At 72.6% G+C, this 18,072-nt stretch carries 19 protein-coding genes; 12 read left to right on the top strand and 7 right to left on the bottom strand.

The genetic code is table 11. From position 1 onward, the window contains the following. Positions 1 to 60: 60 nt before the first annotated feature. Positions 61 to 828, bottom strand: coding sequence for an SDR family NAD(P)-dependent oxidoreductase (locus tag E1211_RS03955; protein ID WP_132345464.1), 768 nt, complete (start codon positions 826 to 828; stop codon positions 61 to 63). Between the two features lie 190 nt (positions 829 to 1,018). Here E1211_RS03955 and mshA point away from each other — a divergent pair, with 190 nt between their 5' ends. The 3 genes from mshA to E1211_RS33845 all read left to right on the top strand — a co-directional run bounded on the left by mshA (position 1,019) and on the right by E1211_RS33845 (position 4,160). Continuing rightward, positions 1,019 to 2,383: a D-inositol-3-phosphate glycosyltransferase gene (gene mshA / locus E1211_RS03950; protein ID WP_132345462.1), complete on the top strand. Its 1,365-nt coding sequence runs from the start codon at positions 1,019 to 1,021 to the stop codon at positions 2,381 to 2,383. Between the two features lie 88 nt (positions 2,384 to 2,471). Beyond that, positions 2,472 to 2,984, top strand: coding sequence for a YbjN domain-containing protein (locus E1211_RS03945; protein ID WP_132345460.1), 513 nt, complete (start codon positions 2,472 to 2,474; stop codon positions 2,982 to 2,984). A gap of 531 nt (positions 2,985 to 3,515) precedes the next feature. Beyond that, positions 3,516 to 4,160, top strand: a complete 645-nt coding sequence (locus E1211_RS33845) for a hypothetical protein (RefSeq protein ID WP_371686123.1) — start codon at positions 3,516 to 3,518, stop codon at positions 4,158 to 4,160. A gap of 385 nt (positions 4,161 to 4,545) precedes the next feature. Here the strand turns inward: E1211_RS33845 and E1211_RS03935 are convergent, their stop codons facing one another. Beyond that, positions 4,546 to 5,868 (bottom strand): MFS transporter, encoded by a 1,323-nt coding sequence (locus E1211_RS03935; RefSeq protein ID WP_132345456.1) that lies wholly within the window; start codon positions 5,866 to 5,868, stop codon positions 4,546 to 4,548. 134 nt (positions 5,869 to 6,002) lie between these two features. Further along, positions 6,003 to 7,319 carry an MFS transporter gene (locus E1211_RS03930; protein ID WP_132345453.1) on the bottom strand — a complete coding sequence of 439 codons (1,317 nt, stop codon included), beginning with the start codon at positions 7,317 to 7,319 and terminating at the stop codon, positions 6,003 to 6,005. Positions 7,320 to 7,472: 153 nt separating this feature from the next. Between E1211_RS03930 and E1211_RS03925 the strand changes: the two genes are divergently transcribed. Continuing rightward, positions 7,473 to 8,240 carry a phosphoglyceromutase gene (locus E1211_RS03925; protein WP_132345451.1) on the top strand — a complete coding sequence of 256 codons (768 nt, stop codon included), beginning with the start codon at positions 7,473 to 7,475 and terminating at the stop codon, positions 8,238 to 8,240. Between the two features lie 69 nt (positions 8,241 to 8,309). Here E1211_RS03925 and phoU read toward each other — a convergent pair whose 3' ends face one another. Continuing rightward, entirely contained in the window at positions 8,310 to 8,963 is a 654-nt protein-coding gene (gene phoU / locus E1211_RS03920) for a phosphate signaling complex protein PhoU (RefSeq protein ID WP_132345449.1), read from the bottom strand. A gap of 275 nt (positions 8,964 to 9,238) precedes the next feature. On the opposite strand from phoU, the gene E1211_RS03915 reads away from it, so the two are divergent. Both E1211_RS03915 and E1211_RS03910 read left to right on the top strand, forming a co-directional pair. Further along, positions 9,239 to 10,447 carry a sensor histidine kinase gene (locus E1211_RS03915; protein ID WP_371686122.1) on the top strand — a complete coding sequence of 403 codons (1,209 nt, stop codon included), beginning with the start codon at positions 9,239 to 9,241 and terminating at the stop codon, positions 10,445 to 10,447. Positions 10,448 to 10,469: 22 nt separating this feature from the next. Next, on the top strand, positions 10,470 to 11,153 hold the full coding sequence (locus E1211_RS03910; RefSeq protein WP_076466807.1) for a response regulator transcription factor: 684 nt from the start codon (positions 10,470 to 10,472) through the stop codon (positions 11,151 to 11,153). 250 nt (positions 11,154 to 11,403) lie between these two features. On the opposite strand, the gene E1211_RS03905 is transcribed toward E1211_RS03910, so the two are convergent. After that, a complete protein-coding gene (locus E1211_RS03905) occupies positions 11,404 to 12,201 on the bottom strand; it encodes a hypothetical protein (RefSeq protein WP_132345526.1) in 798 nt (265 codons plus the stop codon). 78 nt (positions 12,202 to 12,279) lie between these two features. On the opposite strand from E1211_RS03905, the gene E1211_RS03900 reads away from it, so the two are divergent. Both E1211_RS03900 and E1211_RS03895 read left to right on the top strand, forming a co-directional pair. Then, positions 12,280 to 13,224, top strand: coding sequence for a Ppx/GppA phosphatase family protein (locus tag E1211_RS03900; RefSeq protein WP_132345447.1), 945 nt, complete (start codon positions 12,280 to 12,282; stop codon positions 13,222 to 13,224). Positions 13,225 to 13,302: 78 nt separating this feature from the next. After that, positions 13,303 to 14,109 (top strand): sugar phosphate isomerase/epimerase, encoded by an 807-nt coding sequence (locus E1211_RS03895; protein ID WP_132345445.1) that lies wholly within the window; start codon positions 13,303 to 13,305, stop codon positions 14,107 to 14,109. Between the two features lie 92 nt (positions 14,110 to 14,201). On the opposite strand, the gene E1211_RS03890 is transcribed toward E1211_RS03895, so the two are convergent. Next, the gene (locus tag E1211_RS03890; protein ID WP_132345443.1) at positions 14,202 to 14,789 is read right to left on the bottom strand and encodes a CGNR zinc finger domain-containing protein; all 588 of its coding nucleotides are present in this window, start codon (positions 14,787 to 14,789) and stop codon (positions 14,202 to 14,204) included. A 161-nt stretch (positions 14,790 to 14,950) separates the two neighbouring features. On the opposite strand from E1211_RS03890, the gene E1211_RS03885 reads away from it, so the two are divergent. Next, complete coding sequence (locus E1211_RS03885; protein ID WP_132345441.1) at positions 14,951 to 15,871, top strand: proline dehydrogenase family protein; 921 nt, start codon at positions 14,951 to 14,953, stop codon at positions 15,869 to 15,871. Between the two features lie 11 nt (positions 15,872 to 15,882). Here the strand turns inward: E1211_RS03885 and E1211_RS03880 are convergent, their stop codons facing one another. Beyond that, positions 15,883 to 16,287: a VOC family protein gene (locus E1211_RS03880; protein ID WP_132345439.1), complete on the bottom strand. Its 405-nt coding sequence runs from the start codon at positions 16,285 to 16,287 to the stop codon at positions 15,883 to 15,885. Positions 16,288 to 16,365: 78 nt separating this feature from the next. Between E1211_RS03880 and E1211_RS03875 the strand changes: the two genes are divergently transcribed. Genes E1211_RS03875 through E1211_RS03865 form a run of 3 tightly spaced genes read left to right on the top strand, consistent with a single transcriptional unit; the run spans position 16,366 to position 18,072 of the window. After that, positions 16,366 to 17,166: an alpha/beta fold hydrolase gene (locus E1211_RS03875; protein WP_132345437.1), complete on the top strand. Its 801-nt coding sequence runs from the start codon at positions 16,366 to 16,368 to the stop codon at positions 17,164 to 17,166. After that, positions 17,159 to 17,728 carry a TetR/AcrR family transcriptional regulator gene (locus tag E1211_RS03870; RefSeq protein ID WP_132345435.1) on the top strand — a complete coding sequence of 190 codons (570 nt, stop codon included), beginning with the start codon at positions 17,159 to 17,161 and terminating at the stop codon, positions 17,726 to 17,728. Before E1211_RS03875 ends, E1211_RS03870 begins: the two co-directional genes overlap by 8 nt. Next, positions 17,725 to 18,072 (top strand): YrdB family protein, encoded by a 348-nt coding sequence (locus E1211_RS03865; RefSeq protein ID WP_132345433.1) that lies wholly within the window; start codon positions 17,725 to 17,727, stop codon positions 18,070 to 18,072. The genes E1211_RS03870 and E1211_RS03865 overlap by 4 nt, the downstream gene beginning before the upstream one ends.

Here is an 18,072-nt window from a genome sequence, read left to right as displayed (position 1 = left end):
CCGCCGAGTCACGCCCGTACGCCGTCTCGGGGCTCGTCGGCCCGGCTCACCGCTCGCCCCTCACCGGCCGACGCGGTGCACCTTGTGCTGCGCGGCCTGAGCCAACGGCCGGACCACCAGCCGGTCGACGTTGACATGGTGCGGGCGGGTGGCGCACCACGCCACGCAGTCCGCCACGTCCTCGGCCACCAGCGGTTCGGGAACCCCCGCGTAGACCGCTTCGGCCCGCTCCGCGTCACCGCCGAACCGGACCAGGCTGAACTCCTCGGTCTTCACCATTCCCGGGTCGATCTCGATGACCCGGACCGGTCGGCCGTTGAGCTCCAACCGCAACGTGCCGGCGATCGCCGTCTGCGCGTGCTTGGCCGCGGTGTAGCCGCCGCCGCCCTCGTACACGACGAGCCCGGCCGTCGAGGAGACGACCACGATGGTCCCGGCTCCGGACGCCTCCAAGGCCGGCAGCAGAGCCTGGGTGACGCGGAGCGTGCCGAGCACGTTCACGTCGTACATCCACTGCCAGTCGTCGACCGATCCGGACTCCACCGGGTCCAACCCGCGCGCGCCGCCGGCATTGTTCACCAGCAGGGTGACCGGACCCGGCGTGGCCTCGGCCGCCTCGGCCAGGGCGGCCACCGACTCGTCCGACGTGACGTCGCAGGCGACCGCCGTCGCCCGCCCGCCGGCCGCCTCGATCTCGGCGACCAGGCCGGCCAGCCGATCGGTACGCCGGGCCGCGGCGAGCACGTGGAAACCCTCGGCAGCGAGTCGGCGGGCGGTGGCCGCGCCGATCCCGCTCGACGCTCCGGTGACGATGGCGACAGAGGTCATCCGGCCATTGTCGCCTTCGCCGGGGTCGGCCGCGCGCCCGCACGTGTCGAGGCTCACCATGAGGTCCGTCACGCCGACCGGGCGTCCACGCGCATTTCCCTGGCTCTATCGGGAAGATGACATCCGGCGTACGGGTTGTCCCAAGCGCCGGTAGTGCGAGACGGCATCAACCGTGAGCAGGGGAGCGGACGTGGCGGAACTGCACACCGGCGTCGGGCGTCAACGACGTAATCAGCCGTGGCCGCGCCCCCGGCGCATCGCCACCCTCTCGGTGCACACCTCACCGATGCACCAGCCCGGCACCGGCGATGCGGGCGGCATGAACGTCTACATCCTGGAGGTCGCCCGCCGGCTGGCCGAGGCCGACGTCGAGGTGGAGATCTTCACCCGGGCCACCTCCGGCGACCTGCCTCCGGTGGTCGAGATGGCGCCGGGCGTGACGGTCCGGCACATCACCGCCGGGCCACTGGAGGGGCTCACCAAGGAGGAGCTGCCCGGTCAGCTCTGCGCGTTCACCGCCGGAGTGCTCCGCGCCGAGGCGGCCCGCCCGCCGGGCCACTACGACCTGATCCACTCGCACTACTGGCTCTCCGGGCAGGTTGGCTGGCTGGCCAAGGAGCGGTGGGGCGTACCGCTGGTGCACACCGCCCACACCCTCGCGAAGGTCAAGAACGCGCAGCTCGCGGCGGGCGACCGCCCGGAGCCCAAGGCGCGGGTGATCGGTGAGGAGCAGGTGGTCGCCGAGGCAGACCGGCTGGTGGCGAACACCCGGGGTGAGGCCCACGACCTGATCGCGCGGTACGCCGCCGTTCCGGACCGGGTCGCGGTCGTGCAGCCCGGCGTCGACCTGAACCGGTTCCGTCCCGTTCCGGGAGACCCGGACGAGGGGACCGTCGCGGCCCGGTACCGGCTGGGCCTGCCCACCCGCGGGTACCTGGTGGCGTTCGTCGGCCGGATCCAGCCGCTGAAGGCGCCGGACGTGCTCGTCCGCGCCGCCGCCGCGTTGCGTGAGCGGGATCCCGCGCTCGCCGAGCAGATGACCGTGGTGATCTGTGGCGGCCCGAGCGGGAGCGGGCTGGACCGCCCGGCCGCCCTGATGGAGCTGGCCGCCTCGCTCGGCGTCGCCGACCGGATCCACTTCCTGCCGCCGCAGACCGGCGACGACCTGCCCGCCCTCTACCGGGCGGCCGACCTCGTCGCGGTGCCCTCGCACAACGAGTCGTTCGGCCTCGTCGCCCTGGAAGCCCAGGCGTGCGGTACGCCGGTGCTGGCCGCCGCGGTGGGTGGCCTGGTGACGGCCGTCCGCGACCAGGTCAGCGGTGTGCTCATCGACGGACACGACCCGGTCGACTGGGCCCGTGCGCTCGCGCGGCTGCTGCCCGACCGGGCGCTGCGACGGACCCTCGCGCGCGGCGCCGAGCGGCAGGCCCGGCGCTTCTCCTGGGACCGTACGGTCGCCAACCTGCTCGACGTGTACGGCGAGACGGTCGCCGCGCACCGGGAACGCCTCGCCGCGCGGCTCGCCTGCGACGCCGCCTTCTCCTGCACCTGGTGAGGCCGCGCGGGGCGGGCTCCGGCCGGCGGCGGCCGGACGGCCCGGCGGCGCCGGGTGGGGTGACCGGCGCGACCGTAGAGTGGGTCCGGTGAACGGGAAGAGCGATCTCGCGGCCCTGATCGAGTCGGTCTGTGACGAACGGGAGCTGGCCTGGGAGCCGACCGGCCCGCACTCGTACGCGGTGACCCTGCCCGGCACCCACAAGCTCAAGACGATCTGCAACCTGATCGTCGGCGAGCACGCGCTGCGGATCGAGGCGTTCGTGATGCGCCAGCCCGACGAGCGGCGCGAGGAGCTGTGGGCCTGGCTGCTCCAACGCAACGCGCGGATGTACGGCGTCTCCTTCTCCATCGACGCCGTCGGTGACGTCTACCTGACGGGGCGGGTCAACCCGGCCGGCGTCGACGCCGAGGAGTTGGACCGGCTGCTCGGGGCGGTGCTGACCTACGCCGACGAGTCCTTCGACACGATGCTGGAGATCGGCTTCGGCAGCTCGATCCGGCGGGAATGGGAGTGGCGGGTCAAGCGCGGCGAATCCACCGCGAACCTTGCCGCCTTCGCTCACCTCTTCGAGCCGTCCGGTGGTTCGGAGCCGTCCTGAGGGGTATGCCGCACCGCGCGGTGCGGCAGGTTGGGACACGCCGCGCGCCGAGGACCATCTGTCGAGGAGCGTGAGCGTCTCATGGCTCAGCGGAACAGCTCGGGTCGCGGCGGGACTGCGACCAGGACCAGGCAGCGGGCGGGGAACCAGAGCCCGAACACACCCATGATCTCCGAGTCGGAGATCTCCCGGATGCGGGTGGACGACCTCCGCGGTCGGCTCCGTAAGTACGGAGTCTCGGGCATCAGCGCCCTGCGTAAGCCGGAGCTGGTGAAGGAGCTGGCGAGGGCGATGCGGGCGGGCCGGGGTGCCGGCGGGGCCGCGCGCAAGGCCACCGGGCCGGCCGGCCGGGCCGCCGCGACCCGCGCCGCCGGGCGGGCGTCGGCCACGAAGAAGGCGGCCGCCGGACGGGCGGCCAAGGCGGCCTCGGGCCGTGCGCGGGCGGTACCCGCGAACAAGAGCGCGCCGGCGAAGAAGGCCGCGGTCAAGAAGGCCACCGCGAAGAAGACCGCTGCGGCGAAGAGGACCACCGTGGCGAAGAAGACCACCGCGGCGAAGAAGACGACGGCCGCGAAGAAGACCGCCGGGGCGAAGAGGACCACCGCGGCGAAGAAGACCACGGCGGCGAAGAAGACGACGGCCGCGAGGAAGACGGCGCCCGCCCGCACGACGGCCGCGGCCAGGAAGACGGCGCCCGGGAAGAAGACGGCACCGGCCCGCAAGGCGGCCGCCGCCCGGAAGACCGCGCCGGCCCGGAAGAGCACCACCAGCCGGTCCGGCACGGCCGCGAAGGCGACCGGCGGTGGCATCCGTACCGGACGGGGAACCGCTCGCTCGGCGCGATCCTCGCAGGTCATCTCGTCACTCATGGACCGGCCGGAGCGTCCGGGCCGCAGCCTGGTGACCAGCAACCATGAAGTGATCATGCGTTGGGCCCGGGAACGTGGGGCGAAGCCCGCCACCATCGCGGGCACCGAGCGGGAGGGCCGGGTGTCGGTGCTCACGTTCAACATCCCGGGCTACCGGGAGAGCAGCCGGATCCGTGAGATCACCTGGGACGACTGGTTCCACACCTTCGACCTACGGCGACTGAACCTGATCTACCAGGAGCAGCTGCGCGACGGGCGGCAGAGCAACTTCTTCCGTACCGAGTCGCCGGACCGCGAGGACGGGTGACGGGTTTGTGGGAATGCCCGACGGGTATGCGCTGTTGCCACAGAACGTGGCCCGGAGCAGCGACGACTGCGCGCTGTGACCGGCGGAACAGCCGGTCTGGGTTGAAACCGTAATCCGGGCGAATTAGCTTTATTGCGCCGCGCCACGCTTGGAAACGTTCGGGGGAGCGGCGGATCGATCAGATCCGCGCACCAGGCGAGGCGCGAGGGGACGGGTGGATCAACCGTTGGGGGACGGTGCCCACCTGTTTGGACCGGCGGCGCGAGCGGGCGACGCTTACGGGGGTGAGTGTTGCCCGCCGCCGCCGGCCCCACCAGTGCGCGAGTGCCCACCGCTGCCAGAGGGCGTGGTGGGCACTCCGCGTCTCTCGCGTCAGATGTGAGGTTCAGGCGGTCCGGATCCGGTCGTCCGCCGGCTCCGGCCCCGCGCCCCGCAACGGCTCATCAGCGGCAGTCCGTCCGGACGCCGTGCTCCTGGTCAGCGCGGCGACGCGGCGTTCCCGGGGCGGCCCGGCGAACAGGTGGCCGACCGCGGCGAGCAGACCGAGCCCGCCCACGACGAGCCAGTGGGCCGAACCCAGGTACTGCAGGCTCACCCCGCCCAGGGTGGGCGCGACGAACGACGCGGCGGGGAAGGTCAGGTAGAAGACCGACTGGTAGCGGGCGCGCAGTTCAGGCGGGGCCAGGTCGGCGTTGATCTGCGCGTTCGGCGGGGCCGCGAGCATCGAGCCGACCGTCCAGACGACGGCCGCGCCCAGGTAGAACGCCAACTCGTCGGCGACGGTCAACGCCCCGAAGCCGATCGCCATCAGCCCGGTGGAGGTCGCGAGGACCCGGCCCTTGCGCCGACCGTCGATCAGCCGGGGTACGAAGAGCTGGCCGAGCACGATCAGCGCGCCACCGAGCGCCACCACCAGCCCGTACGCCGACGGTTCGAGTCCGTCCGCACGCATCGCCAGCGGCATGATCGTCGACGTCTGCATGGTCAGGACGGCCAGCACGAAGGTGAGCCCGACGAAGGTCAGGAAGATCCGGTCGGTGAGCGCCGTGCGCAGCCCCGGACGCCGGGCACCGCGCGGTGCCGTGCCGGCCCGGAGATCTTCGACGCGGGGGTCGGGCCGGCGTAGCGTCTCGGGCACCTTAGACGCGATCACCAGGGCGGTGGCGAGCGTCGCCCCGGCGTCGACCAGGAAGAGCGCCAGGAAGCTCGCCTCGGCGAGTACGCCGGCCAGCAGCGAGGCGACCGCCATGCCGAGGTTGAACGCCCAGAACTGAAGGTTGAACGCGCGTGAGCGGCGCCGCTCCGGCACCATGTCGACGATCGCCGCCACGAAGGCCGGGCTGGGCATCGAGTGCACCACCCCGACCAGCGCGGAGAGCACCGCGATGAGCAGGAGGTGCCGGCTCAGGGCGAGCGCGACCATCAGACCGGCGGTGATCAGGTGAGCGGCCAGCAGGGTCGCCCGCCGGCCCCAGCGGTCGGCGAGTACGCCGCCGAGCAGCACACCGACCGCCCCGCCGGCTCCGTACGCCCCGACCACCAGGCCCGCGAGCGCTTCGCTGGCACCCCGCGCCTCGGTGAGGTAGAGCGACAGGAAGAGCATCGCGAACGCGCCGGCCCGGTTGATCAGGATGCCGGCCCAGAGGTACCAGAAGGTGGCGGGAAGGCCGCCCGCGGTCTCGTCCCACCAGCGCCGCAGGGCTCGCAACCGTCCTCCAGACAGTTCGGTTTCTTAACCGTTTCTGCCCGACCGTATCGGAAGGTCGACGACCGACCCGACCCGCGCCCGAGCGGGGGCGGGATCGGCCGCCGGCCGTCCACCATCGGCCGGTGTCGCGCCGGTCAGTTCGTGCGCACCGGCTCGGCGGGGGCGATCGCCGCGGCCTCGGCGGCCTGCGGCGCGGGCGGCTCGATGACGGTGACCGGTTCGGCCGGTGTCGCGGCGCGGCGCAGCGCGACGGCCCGCCGCTCCCGGGCCGGACCGGAGACCAGGTGCGCGACGGCCATCACCCCGCCGAGGATCGCGCAGCCCACCCAGAGCGTGCTGTTGCCGGCGTGCTCGCGGACCAGCCCGCCGAGGATCGGCGCGGCAGCGCCGGCGATCTGCCAGGAGAGGGAGAAGACCCCCTGGTAGCGGCCGCGCAGTTCGGCGGGGGAGAGTTCGGCGATGAGGGTCGCGTTGGAGGGGGACTGGAGCATCTCACCGAGCGTCCAGATCAGCACGGTGAGCCCGTAGAACCAGGCGGCGTCGGCGAACGCGGTGAGGCCGAAACCGACACCGGTCACCAGGGCGGCCAGGGCGAGCACGTGTGACCGGCTCCGGCCCCGGATCAGCCGTGGCACGAAGAGCTGACCCACCACGATCAGTACGCCGTTGAGCGCGATCACCGTGCCGTACGTCGCCGGGCTCAGCCCGGAGTCACCCATCGCGATCGGCAGCATCGAGATGTGCTGGAGGAAGATCAGCGCGGCGAAGAGGTTGAGCGCCACGAAGCCGAGGAAGATCCGGTCGGTGAGGATGGTCCGCAGCGCGCCAGTCGGGGCCGCGGCGCCCTTGCTGACCGGCCGGGCCCGGCGGGTCTCACCGACCCGGGTGAAGATGATCAGCGCGGTGACCAGCGTGGTCGCCGCATCGATCACGAAGAGCAGCAGGTAGCCGGCCTGGGCGGCGAAACCGGCGAGCACGGCCGCGCAGGCGAAGCCGAGGTTGATCGCCCAGTAGTTGAGCGAGAAGGCCCGCAGCCGGTCCTTCTCCGGCACCACGTCGATCATCATGGCCCCGAACGCCGGGCGGGCCGCCTCGGCGAACGCGCCGAGCAGCAGCGCGCCCAGGGCGACCGCCCAGAGCGGCCGGGCCAGGCCGAGCCCCAGCATCATGACGGCCCCGCCGAGCTGCGCGGCGAAGAGCGTGGGCCGGCGGCCCCAGCGGTCGGCGAGCGTGCCGCCGATGGTGGTGCCGACCGCGCCGCCGACGCCCCAGAGCCCGATGACCAGGCCGGCCTGGGAGGCCGAGAAGCCACGTTCCTGGGTGAGGTAGATGGCCAGGAAGACCAGCACGAAGGAGCCGAGCCGGTTGATCAGCGTGCCGGTCCAGAGGTACCAGAACCGTGCCGGGAGCCCACCCGCCGTGTCCTGAAACCAGCTGCGCACCGTCCGCATCCGCGACCGCCCCCGTGTTGGTAATGACCGACGTATCCTAAGCGCCTTACAACCTAGTGGTCGGCCGGCGGCGCGGTCATCAGCTTTTCCACGTGGTGGTCGTCACGACGGGTCCCGGCATGTCCGGTCGCGGCGTGCGGCAGGATGATCCGCATGACTGCGAGTGAGGGGCCCACCGTCGGGACGCTGGTCCTGCTGCGGCACGGCGAGAGCGACTGGAACGCCAAGAACCTCTTCACCGGCTGGGTGGACGTCGACCTGACGGCCAAGGGGGAGACCGAGGCGCGGCGCGGCGGTGAGCTGCTCCGCGAACACAACCTGCTGCCGGACGTGGTGCACACGAGCGTGCTGCGCCGGGCGATCCGTACCGCCGAGCTGGCACTGAGCGCCGCCGACCGGCACTGGATCGCGGTGCGCCGGTCGTGGCGGCTCAACGAGCGGCACTACGGCGCCCTGCAGGGCAAGAACAAGAAGCAGACCCTCGACGAGTACGGCGAGGAGCAGTTCATGCTCTGGCGCCGCTCGTACGACACCCCGCCGCCGCCCATCGACGACAACGACGAGTGGTCCCAGGTCGGCGACCCGCGGTACGCGCTGCTCCCCACCGAGCTGATGCCGCGTACCGAGTGCCTCAAGGACGTGGTGGAGCGGATGCTCCCGTACTGGTACGACTCGATCGTGCCGGACATCCTCGCCGGCCGTACGGTGCTGGTGGCCGCGCACGGGAACTCGCTGCGCGCCCTGGTGAAGCACCTCGACCAGATCTCCGACGAGGCGATCGCCAAGCTGAACATCCCCACCGGCATCCCGCTCCGGTACGACCTGGACCCCCACCTGCGTCCGCAGGTCCTCGGCGGGACGTACCTCGACCCGGACGCCGCCAAGGAGGCCGCCGCCGCGGTCGCCAACCAGGGGCGCTGAGCTCGCCCGGTGCGTCGAACGGGCCCCCGCCGTGTGGCAGGGGCCCGTTCGCGGCTGATGGTTCCCGGCTCAGGCGGTCGGCGTGGCCTGCTCGCCGGTGATCAGGTAGACCACGTGCTCGCCGACGTTCACCGCGTGGTCGGCGAAGCGCTCGTAGAAGCGGCCGAGCAGGGTGGCGTCGATCGCGGTCTCCACCCCGTACGGCCAGCCCTCCCCGAGCAGTACGCCGAAGAGGCCCTTGTGCAGCTCGTCCATCGCGTCGTCGTCGCGGTCGAGCTCGGCGGCGATGTCGGCGTCGGGCTTGGCCAGCACCGAGGCGATCTTCCCGGCCATCCGGTCGGCGGTGGAGTCCATGTCCGTGAAGATCTGGCGCAGTTCGGCCGGTACGGCGGGCGAGGGGTGCCGGCGCAGCGCCGTCTTCGCCACGTGGTCGGCCAGGTCGCCCATCCGCTCCAGGTCGGCGGCGACGTGCAGGGCGGTGATCATGGCACGCAGGTCGGAGGCGACCGGCGCCTGCCGGGCCAGCAGGTCGCAGACCCGCTCCTCGACGTGCCGGTAGAGGCCGTCGATCTCGGCGTCGCGCTCGATGACCGTCTCGGCCGCCTGCCGGTCAGCGGTGAGCAGGGCCCGGGTAGCCTGCCGCATGGCGGACCGGACCCCCTCGGCCATGTCCACCAACAACTGGCTCACGAGGTGTAGATCGGCCCGGAACTCGTCGCGCATTGTCACGTCCTGTGGGGGTCGTGGCCGGCCGGAGCCGGCGCAGGATTGAGCGGTGTGCCGACCACGGTAGGGCGCACGGGCGGACCCGAAATGAACCACGGTGAACGACGCCCGACGGTTACGTAAATTTTGCCGTAAGCGAGCCTGATTCATCCCTTTCTGGGCGGTAGTCAGGTTAACAATGACCCTACGATCGCCAGGTGGATTGGGCGGTGGCGGTCGTGGTGGCCGTGGCACTGGCGGCCGGAGTGGTCGCCGGCATCTTCCTGGCCGGGATCCGGTCGAGGCGGAGTCGCCGCGACAAGTCGACGGGGGGCGGCAGTTCCCTCGTGAGCAGGGGGAGGCCCGCGATAGCCGACGATCCGCAGGCTGGGCTCGGCCGCCGTACGATCGACTCCCTCCGGGCCGGCGTCGTCGTGCTGGACCCGGACGACGTCCCCGTTCTGGTCAATCCCGCCGCGCGGGCGATGGGTCTGCTGCGCACCGGCGCCAGCCCGGGCTCGATAGCGGCGCACCCGCTGATCCGTACCCTCGCCGGTCAGGTGCGGCGCACGGGCATCCGGCGCGAGATCGAGCTGGATCTGCCCCGGGGCCGCGACAACGCCGGGGACAATCCGCTCGGCGTGCACCTGAGGGCGATGGGGGTCGGCGCCGGCTACATCGCCGTGGAGGCCGCCGACGTGACCGAGTCGCACCGGCTGGCCCGGGTACGGCGCGACTTCGTGGCCAACGTGAGCCACGAGCTGAAAACGCCCATCGGCGCCCTGCAACTGCTGGCCGAGGCGCTGCTGGACGCCACGGAGCCGGCCACCGACGCGGCACCGGACCTCTCCGAGGACATGGTCGCCGCCCGCCGCTTCGCCGAGCGCATCCAGCACGAATCCACCCGGCTCGGCCGGTTGGTGCAGGAACTGCTCGAGCTGACCCGCCTGCAGGGGGCCGAGCCGCAGCCCGCGCCCGAGCCGGTCTCGGTGGAGTGGGTGGTCGCCGAGGTCGTCGACCGTACGCGCACCACGGCCTCCGCCCGCGAGATCGAGGTGCTGGTGGAGGGCGAACGGGGCCTCACCGTCTACGGCAGCGACAGCCAGCTCGCCACCGCCGTGGCCAACCTGGTCGAGAACGCGATCAACTACTCGGCCGACGGCACGAAGGTGCGGATCGAGACGCGCGGTGGCGAGGAACACGTCGAGATCGCCGTCACCGACCAGGGCATCGGCATCGCCCCCACCGACGTCGACCGGATCTTCGAGCGCTTCTACCGCGCGGACCAGGCACGTTCCCGTTCCACCGGGGGGACGGGGCTGGGGTTGGCCATCGTGAAACACATCGCGAGCAACCATGGCGGACGGGTGGATGTGTCGAGCACTCTTGGTGGTGGGTCGACGTTCACCCTCCGGCTGCCCGCCCGTCCCCCGGAGGACCTTCTGACGACACTGCCGGGGGCTGGGATCGAGCCCGGTTCACCCGAGCTTCGGCAGGTCTGACAGCAATGGAAAGGAAAACCCGTTGAGCCGCGTACTGGTGGTCGAGGACGAGGAGTCGTTCTCCGACGCCCTGTCCTACATGCTCCGCAAGGAGGGTTTCGAGGTCTCGGTCGCCGCGACGGGTCCGTCGGCCCTGACCGAGTTCGACCGGACCGGGGCCGACATCGTGCTGCTCGACCTGATGCTGCCCGAAATGTCGGGAACCGAGGTCTGCCGTCAGCTCCGGCAGCGCTCGCACGTGCCGATCATCATGGTCACCGCGCGGGACAGCGAGATCGACAAGGTGGTCGGCCTGGAGATCGGGGCCGACGACTACGTCACCAAGCCGTACTCGCCGCGCGAACTGGTGGCCCGGATCCGGGCCGTGCTGCGCCGGCAGACCCCCGAGGCGGCCGAGTCGGGCACCCCGACGCTGGCGGCCGGCCCGGTCCGGATGGACATCGAGCGTCACGTGGTGACCGTGGACGGCGGCGCGGTGCAGCTCCCGCTCAAGGAGTTCGAGCTGCTGGAGCTGCTGCTGCGCAACGCCGGGCGGGTGCTCACCCGGGGGCAGCTCATCGACCGGGTCTGGGGTGCCGACTACGTCGGCGACACCAAGACCCTGGACGTGCACGTCAAGCGGCTCCGCTCGAAGGTCGAGCCGGAGCCGTCGGCGCCGCGCTACATCGTCACCGTGCGTGGCCTGGGCTACAAGTTCGAGCCCTGATCGACGAACGGCGGACGGGGCTCGCTCGGTGGCGGGCCCCGTCACGCCTTCCCGCGGGTCGGGGTAACCGCCATCGCGGACACCCCGAGATCACGGCACGTCGAGTCGATCAGCCGGACCGATCAGCCCGCCCCCGGCGTGCCCGACCGACGCTCCGCTCCGCGCTCGCCCGGCGGAGTCCCCGTCGTGCCCCTCGGCAGTTCCCGTGGACCGCGATGCGGCTGACGGCCGCGGCCACTCGGCTGGGCGGTCAGTTGCCGTCGGCCGGGTGCGGGGCCACCAGGCCCTGACGGGACCGGGCCGCGCAGAGCTCCGCCAACCTGGCGTAGGCCGGGGCGCCGATGAGCGCGGTGAGCTCCGGACCGTAGGAGATGTACATCGGCTCGGTGCCGACGTGCGCGTCCGTCGAGGAGGTGCACCACCAGTCCAGGTCGTGCCCGCCGGCGCCCCAGCCCCGCCGGTCGAACTCCGACAGGGTGGAGACGAGCACCTTCGTGTTGTCCGGCCGCTTGACCCAGTCCTGGTCCCGGCGGATCGGCAGTTGCCAGCACACGTCCGGCTTGTACTCCAGCGGGTGCACCCCGTCGCGCAGCGCCTGGGCGTGCAGCGCGCAGCCGCCGCCGCCCGCGAAGTCGGGCTCGTTGAGGAAGACGCAGGGCGCGTCCGCCGCGCGGGTGGCGGTCCGGCGCGCCGGGGTCTTGCCGTCGACCGTGTCGTTCTCGGTCCAGTTCTTGAAGCCGCGGCGGAAGTGTTGCCACGTCTCCGGGGTGAGCCGCTTCACGGCGGCGCGTACCCGCTTCTCGTCGTCCGCGTCGGTGAAGAAGGCGCCGTGCGAACAGCAGCCGTCGGCGGCCCGGCCGGCGATGATGCCGTGACAACCCTGGCCGAAGATGCAGGTCCAACGGGAGAGCAACCAGGTGAGGTCGGCCCGGATCAGGTGGGTCTCGTCGGCGGGATCGGTGAACTCGAGCCATTCCCGGGGGAAATCCAGCGGCACCTCGCGGCTGCGCGGGTCACCCGGGTCGTCCACCAGCACGCGGAGCTCCATCGTCACCCGGCCCAGCGTACGCGCGGTGGAGCGTCCGGGCCGGCGAGCCGAGGAAACGTGTTGGCCTAGGGTCGAACCATGCGACTGGGGGTCCTCGACGTCGGTTCCAACACGGTGCACCTGCTGGTGGTGGACGCGCACCATGGCGCGCACCCCTGGCCGGCGCACTCGGAGAAGGTGGTGCTGCGCCTCGCCGAGCAGCTCGGTCCCGACGGCGCGCTGACCGAGGCCGGTGCCGACATGCTGGTCAGGGCGGTGAGCATGGCCAAGGCGGCCGCCACCGGCCTGAACACCGACGACCTCATCGCGTTCGCCACCTCCGCCGTGCGGGACGCCACCAACGCGAGCGAGGTGCTGGCCCGGGTCCGCGACGAGACAGGCGTACGCCTGGAGGTGCTTCCCGGCGCGGACGAGGCGCGGCTGACGTTCCTCGCCGTCCGGCGGTGGTTCGGCTGGTCGGCGGGGCGCCTGCTGTTGCTGGACATCGGCGGCGGGTCCCTGGAGATCGCCGCCGGGATCGACGAGGACCCGACGTCGGCCGTCTCGCTGCCGCTGGGCGCCGGCCGGCTGACCCGGGAACGGCTGCGGGTGTCGCCGGAGGACGACGCGCCACCGTCGGCCCGGGCGGTGGAGGAGCTGCGGGAGTACGTCGACGCGCAGCTCGACCCGGTGGTCAAGGAGATCGTCGAGGTGGGCTGGGAACGGCCGGTCGGTACGTCGAAGACGTTCCGGACCCTGGCCCGACTGGCCGGGGCGGCCCCCTCCGGCGCGGGCGTCTGGGCCAAGCGCAGCCTCACCCGTACCGGGCTGCGCCAGGTGATCGGTTTCATCCGGCTCATCCCGCCCCGGCAGCTCACCGAGCTGGAAGGGGTGAGCGTGGGGCGGGCGCACCAGCTGCTCGCCGGCGCGGTCGTCGCCGAGGCGGTCATGCGGAAGCTGGACCTCGAAAAGCTCGCCATCTGCCCCTGGGCCCTGCGGGAGGGTGTCATCCTGCGCCGGCTCGACCAGTTCGGCCCGCGTTGAGGACACCGGCACGGTAGGGCCGCTTTGTGCTCGCTCGTCACCATGTGTGGCAGGCGGGACGGAGCTACGCTGACTGATGTGACGTCCCGAGTCCCGGTGCTCCTCTCCAGCTCCTCGGTCTTCCCGGAGCGGACCGCGGCGGCCTTCCAGCTGGCCGCGGCCCTCGGTTACGACGGCCTCGAGGTGATGGTCTGGACCGACGCGGTCAGCCAGGACGGCGGCGCGCTGCGCGGCCTGGCCCAGCACTACGGCGTGCCGGTGCTCTCCGTCCACGCGCCCTGCCTGCTCGTCACCCAGCGGGTGTGGAGCCCCGATCCGTGGGAGCGGCTGCGCCGGTCGGCCGAGCTCGCCGAGACGCTGGAGGCGCCCACGGTCGTGGTGCACCCGCCGTTCAGCTGGCAGCGCGACTACGCCCGCAACTTTCGTGAGGGGCTCGCCGAGATCGCCGCCCGTTACCCGGATCTGCGGTTCGCCGTGGAGAACATGTACCCGGTGCGGATGGCCGGCCGGCAGTTCGTCCCGTACGTGCCCGGGTGGGACCCGACGGAGACCGGCTATCCGGCGTACACGCTCGACCTGTCGCACTGCGCCGCGTCGCACACCGACTCGATGGAGATGGCCGATCGGATGGGCGACGCCCTGGCGCACGTGCACCTCGGCGACGGCACCGGCGAGGGGCGCGACGAGCACCTGGTGCCGGGGCGGGGCACCCAGCCCTGCGCCGAGGTGCTGCGGTCACTGGCGGGGCGGGGCTTCACCGGTTCGGTGGCGGTGGAGGTGTCGACGCGGGGCGCGCGCAGCCGCGCGGTACGCGAGGCCGACCTGCGCGACGCGCTGGGCTTCGCCCGTCAGCACCTGATCACGCCGTCCCCCGTCGACGCCTGACTTCCGCCCGAGGCCGTCGAGAGCGGGCCCGGGTGGTCTGATCCGCCCGCCGGGGCGCCGTCGGCGACGGCACCCCGCGCGGGGCGGTGAGTTCAGCTGACGGGAGTGAGCGAGTCGGCCGGCACCGGCTGGGCGGCGACGGCCGCCTGCTGCTCGCCGATCGCGGCCCGCTTGCGTGCCCGGTGCGCGGCGACGTGCGAGCGGGTGGCGCAGCGCTCGGAGCAGAACCGCCTGCAGCAGTTCGACGAGGTGTCCAGGTAGACGTTGCCGCAGCGGTCGTCGGCGCAGACGCCGAACCGGGCGCTGCCGTACTCGCACAGCCAGACCGAGAGGCCCCAGACGGCGCCGGCAAGGTACTCCGCGCTCACCGAGGCGCCCCGGCTGGTCACGTGCATGTGCCAGTCGCTGGAGTCGTGGCCGGAGATGCGCGGCTGCACGGGGAACGCCTCGAGCAGCGCGTTGAGTTCCGCCACCGCGTCCGCGTCCCGACCGGAGGTGCCGTAGTCGAAGACGTCGCGGAGGCGTTTCTGCGCCCGCCGGAAGATCGCCAGGTCCCGGTCCGCGACCTCCTCGCGCATCCAGGCGCTGGTCTCGGGGAAGAGGGCCCGCAGGTCGTCGAGGTCGTCCAGGCGGGCGTTGACGAGGTCAACGCCGGTCCGGGCGTACGCGTCGAAGTTCACGCCCACAACGGTAGACGACTGGGACGCCACGTGGCGCGTCGATGTAGCGCGGTGCGGGGCGGGCGTCGCCGCCGGTCTCCACGGGGGCTCCCGTACCCGCCCCGCCCGAGCTGCCGGCCGCCCCTCGGCGACACGCTCCGAGCGGGCGTTACCCTCGGCTCATGCTCCGTTCCGTCATCCTCGCCGCCTCCCGGTCATCCCAGGTCGAGCGGCTCGTCGCGACGGCCCCGTTCACCCGGGACGTCGTCCGCCGGTTCGTGGCCGGCGCCAAGACCGACGACGCGCTGCACGCCACCCGTGCGCTCGTCGACGACGGTCTCGCGGTCACTCTCGACAACCTCGGCGAGGACACCGTCACCCCCGATCAGGCCAACGCCACCCGGGACGAGTACCTGTCGCTGCTGCGGCTGCTCGGCGAGGCCGGGCTCACCCCGGCGGCCGAGGTCAGCGTGAAGCTCTCCGCGCTCGGGCAGATGTTCGACGAGCAGCTCGCCTACGACAACGCGCGGGCGATCTGCGCGGCGGCGGACGCGGCGGGTACGACGGTCACCCTGGACATGGAGGACCACACCACCACCGATTCGACGCTGGAGATCCTGGGCAGGCTGCGCAAGGACTACCCGTCGACCGGGGCGGTGCTCCAGGCGTACCTGCGGCGGACCGAGTCGGACTGCCGGGAGCTGGCCTCGGCGGGCTCCCGCGTACGCCTCTGCAAGGGCGCCTACAACGAGCCGGAGTCGGTGGCCTACCAGTCCACCCTGGAGGTGGACAAGTCCTACGTCCGCTGCATGAACATCCTCTTGTCCGGCGAGGGCTACCCGATGCTGGCCACCCACGACCCGCGGCTGATCGCGATCGGCGAGGACCGGGCGCGCTGGTTCGACAGGGGGCCGGACCGGTTCGAGTTCCAGATGCTCTACGGCATCCGGCCGGAGGAGCAGACCCGGCTCGTCGGCGAGGGCTACACGCTGCGGACCTACGTCCCGTACGGCGACCAGTGGTACGGCTACCTGATGCGCCGTCTCGCCGAGCGCCCGGCGAACCTGGCCTTCTTCGCCCGCGCCCTGGTGTCGAAGAAGTAGAGCTCGGGGGCTCACCGGTTCGACCAGCCCCGGGTGCTGATCACCAGGCGGTAGCCGTCCGGGTCGGTCAGCGTCACCCCCCAGCGGTCCCAGTACGGGCCGGCGGAGACTCTCGTCCCGCCGGCCCGTTCCAGTTCCCGTACCAGGTCCTCGTCGACCGGCCCGTCCAGGTAGAGCACGAGCAGGTCCTCCTCGGTCGGCGTCGGGGTGGGTGCGCCTCCGGCGACCAGCTCCAGGTGCCACTGCGCGTCCGGCCAGCCCAGCATCAGCAGGTCGTGCTCGTCCGGCCCGCCGGCGGTGGAGCGCCAGAGCACGTCGAGGGTGAGGCCGTCGACCCAGAAGCGCTCGGCCGCGGCCAGGTCGCGGCTCGGGCGGGCGATACGCAGGTGCGGTACGGCGGTGCGGAACTTCGGCATGTCACCGATCGTGCGAGTTGAAGTCGGGGTGAGGTCAATCCCTTGACGATTCTGGCTAACACCATTAGCTTTTGGGTTATGAGTGTTAGCTATCTAGAGCGATCGGGTGGACGGATCGCGTACGAGGTGCACGGGTCGGGTCCACTCGTCGTGCTCGCACACGGCATGGGAGAGAACCGCAACACCTACCGGCACCTGGTCCCGCTGCTCGTCGCGGCCGGCTACCGGGTCGCCTCGGTCGACGTCCGGGGGCACGGCGGGTCCAGCGTCGGCTGGCCGACGTACGCCCCGGCCGAGGTCGGCGGCGACCTGCTGGCCGTGGTCGACGACCTCGGCGGCGGCCCGGCCGTCCTGGTGGGCAGCTCGTCCAGCGCCGCCGCGGTCGTCTTCGCCGCCGCCGACGGGCCGGAGCGGGTCGCCGGGATCGTGCTGGTCGGCGCGTTCGTCGAGCCGCCCGAGGCGAACCCGCTGATGCGGCTCGCCCAGGCGGTGGTGCTGCGCAGTCCTCGGCTCTTCGGGATGTTCCACAGGACGCTCTTCCCGGTGACCCGTCCCGCCGACGACGCCGACTACCGGCGGTCGATGGTGGCCAACCTCCGCGAGCACGGCCGGATGGCGGCGGTACGCGGCGTGGTCGCCCTGGTCGAGCCGCACTGGAGCGCCCGGGCCCGCGACGTCCGGCAGCCCGTCCTGGTCCTCATGGGCGCCCGCGACCCGGACTTCCGCGACCCGGGCGCCGAGGCGCGGGCCGCCCGGCGACTCTTCGGCACCGCGGAGGCCCGCATGATCGACGACTCCGGCCACTACCCGCACGCCGACCAGCCGGCGCGCACGGCGGAGCAGCTCGTCGCGTTCCTGGCGGTGACCACCGGTGCCTAGGGTCGGGCTGAACCAGCAGATCGTCGTACGAGAGGCAGCCCGGCTGGTCGACGAGGTCGGCCGGGAGCAGCTCACCCTCGCCGCGCTGGCCGGCCGGCTCGGCGTCGCGCTGCCCAGCCTCTACAAGCACGTCCGGGGCGCGGACGCGCTCACCCAGAAGCTCTCCGCGTACGCCACCGCCGAGCTGGCCGACGAGTTGACGGCGGCCGCCGTCGGGCGGGCCGGCGCCGACGCGCTGCGCGCCGTGGCCGCCGCCTACCGGGCGTACGCGCGCCGGCACCCCGGCCGCTACCCGTCCACCCAGCAGGTGCCGGAGCCGACCGACCCGGACCACGTGGCCGCCGGGGAGCGCGCCGTCGGCGCCGTCTACGCGGTGCTGCACGGCTACGGGATCACCGGCGACGCGGCCGTCGACGCCGCCCGGACGCTCCGCAGCGCGCTGCACGGGTTCGTCTCGCTGGAGGCGGCCGGCGGCTTCGGCCTGCCCCGCGATCTCGACCGCTCGTACGACGAGATGATCGCCTCGCTCGACACCGCGCTGCGGAACTGGCGCAGGGCATGAGGGCGTCGGTCCGCGCCCTCGCGCTCCTCCTGCTGTTCCTGCTGGAGCTGGCCGTTCTGGTGATCGGCGCCCGGTGGGGCTGGGCGTTGGAGACCGGCCTCCCGCTCCGGCTGCTCTCCGCCGTCGCGGTGCCGCTGCTGCTGGCCGCGCTCTGGGGCGTCTACGGTTCGCCGAAGGCGCGGATCACGCTGCCGGTGCCGGCCAGGTACGGCTTCCAGGCCGCCTGGTTCGCGGCCGGCGGCGCGCTGCTCGCGTCACTCGCCGGGCCGCTGCCCGGCGTCGCGCTGGTGGCCGTCTGGGCGGCGACCGCCGCGCTGGTCCGCCTCACCGACCGCCCGACCTGA

The sequence above is a fragment of the Micromonospora sp. 15K316 genome (assembly GCF_004348525.1).
Classification (GTDB): domain Bacteria; phylum Actinomycetota; class Actinomycetes; order Mycobacteriales; family Micromonosporaceae; genus Micromonospora.
The sequence above is the reverse complement of the archived record's forward strand: the minus strand, read 5'-3'. Positions and strand labels throughout refer to the sequence as shown.

Excerpts from the sequence above, each read along its gene's own strand:
- E1211_RS03880 (WP_132345439.1), bottom strand. The coding sequence starts at position 16,287 with ATGCCGAAGTTCCGCACCGCCGTACCGCACCTGCGTATCGCCCGCCCG.
- phoU (WP_132345449.1), bottom strand. The coding sequence starts at position 8,963 with ATGCGCGACGAGTTCCGGGCCGATCTACACCTCGTGAGCCAGTTGTTG.
- E1211_RS03905 (WP_132345526.1), bottom strand. The coding sequence starts at position 12,201 with ATGGAGCTCCGCGTGCTGGTGGACGACCCGGGTGACCCGCGCAGCCGC.
- E1211_RS03885 (WP_132345441.1), top strand. The coding sequence starts at position 14,951 with ATGCTCCGTTCCGTCATCCTCGCCGCCTCCCGGTCATCCCAGGTCGAG.
- E1211_RS03875 (WP_132345437.1), top strand. The coding sequence starts at position 16,366 with ATGAGTGTTAGCTATCTAGAGCGATCGGGTGGACGGATCGCGTACGAG.
- E1211_RS03865 (WP_132345433.1), top strand. The coding sequence starts at position 17,725 with ATGAGGGCGTCGGTCCGCGCCCTCGCGCTCCTCCTGCTGTTCCTGCTG.
- E1211_RS03930 (WP_132345453.1), bottom strand. The coding sequence starts at position 7,319 with ATGCGGACGGTGCGCAGCTGGTTTCAGGACACGGCGGGTGGGCTCCCG.
- E1211_RS03900 (WP_132345447.1), top strand. The coding sequence starts at position 12,280 with ATGCGACTGGGGGTCCTCGACGTCGGTTCCAACACGGTGCACCTGCTG.
- E1211_RS03955 (WP_132345464.1), bottom strand. The coding sequence starts at position 828 with ATGACCTCTGTCGCCATCGTCACCGGAGCGTCGAGCGGGATCGGCGCG.
- E1211_RS03925 (WP_132345451.1), top strand. The coding sequence starts at position 7,473 with ATGACTGCGAGTGAGGGGCCCACCGTCGGGACGCTGGTCCTGCTGCGG.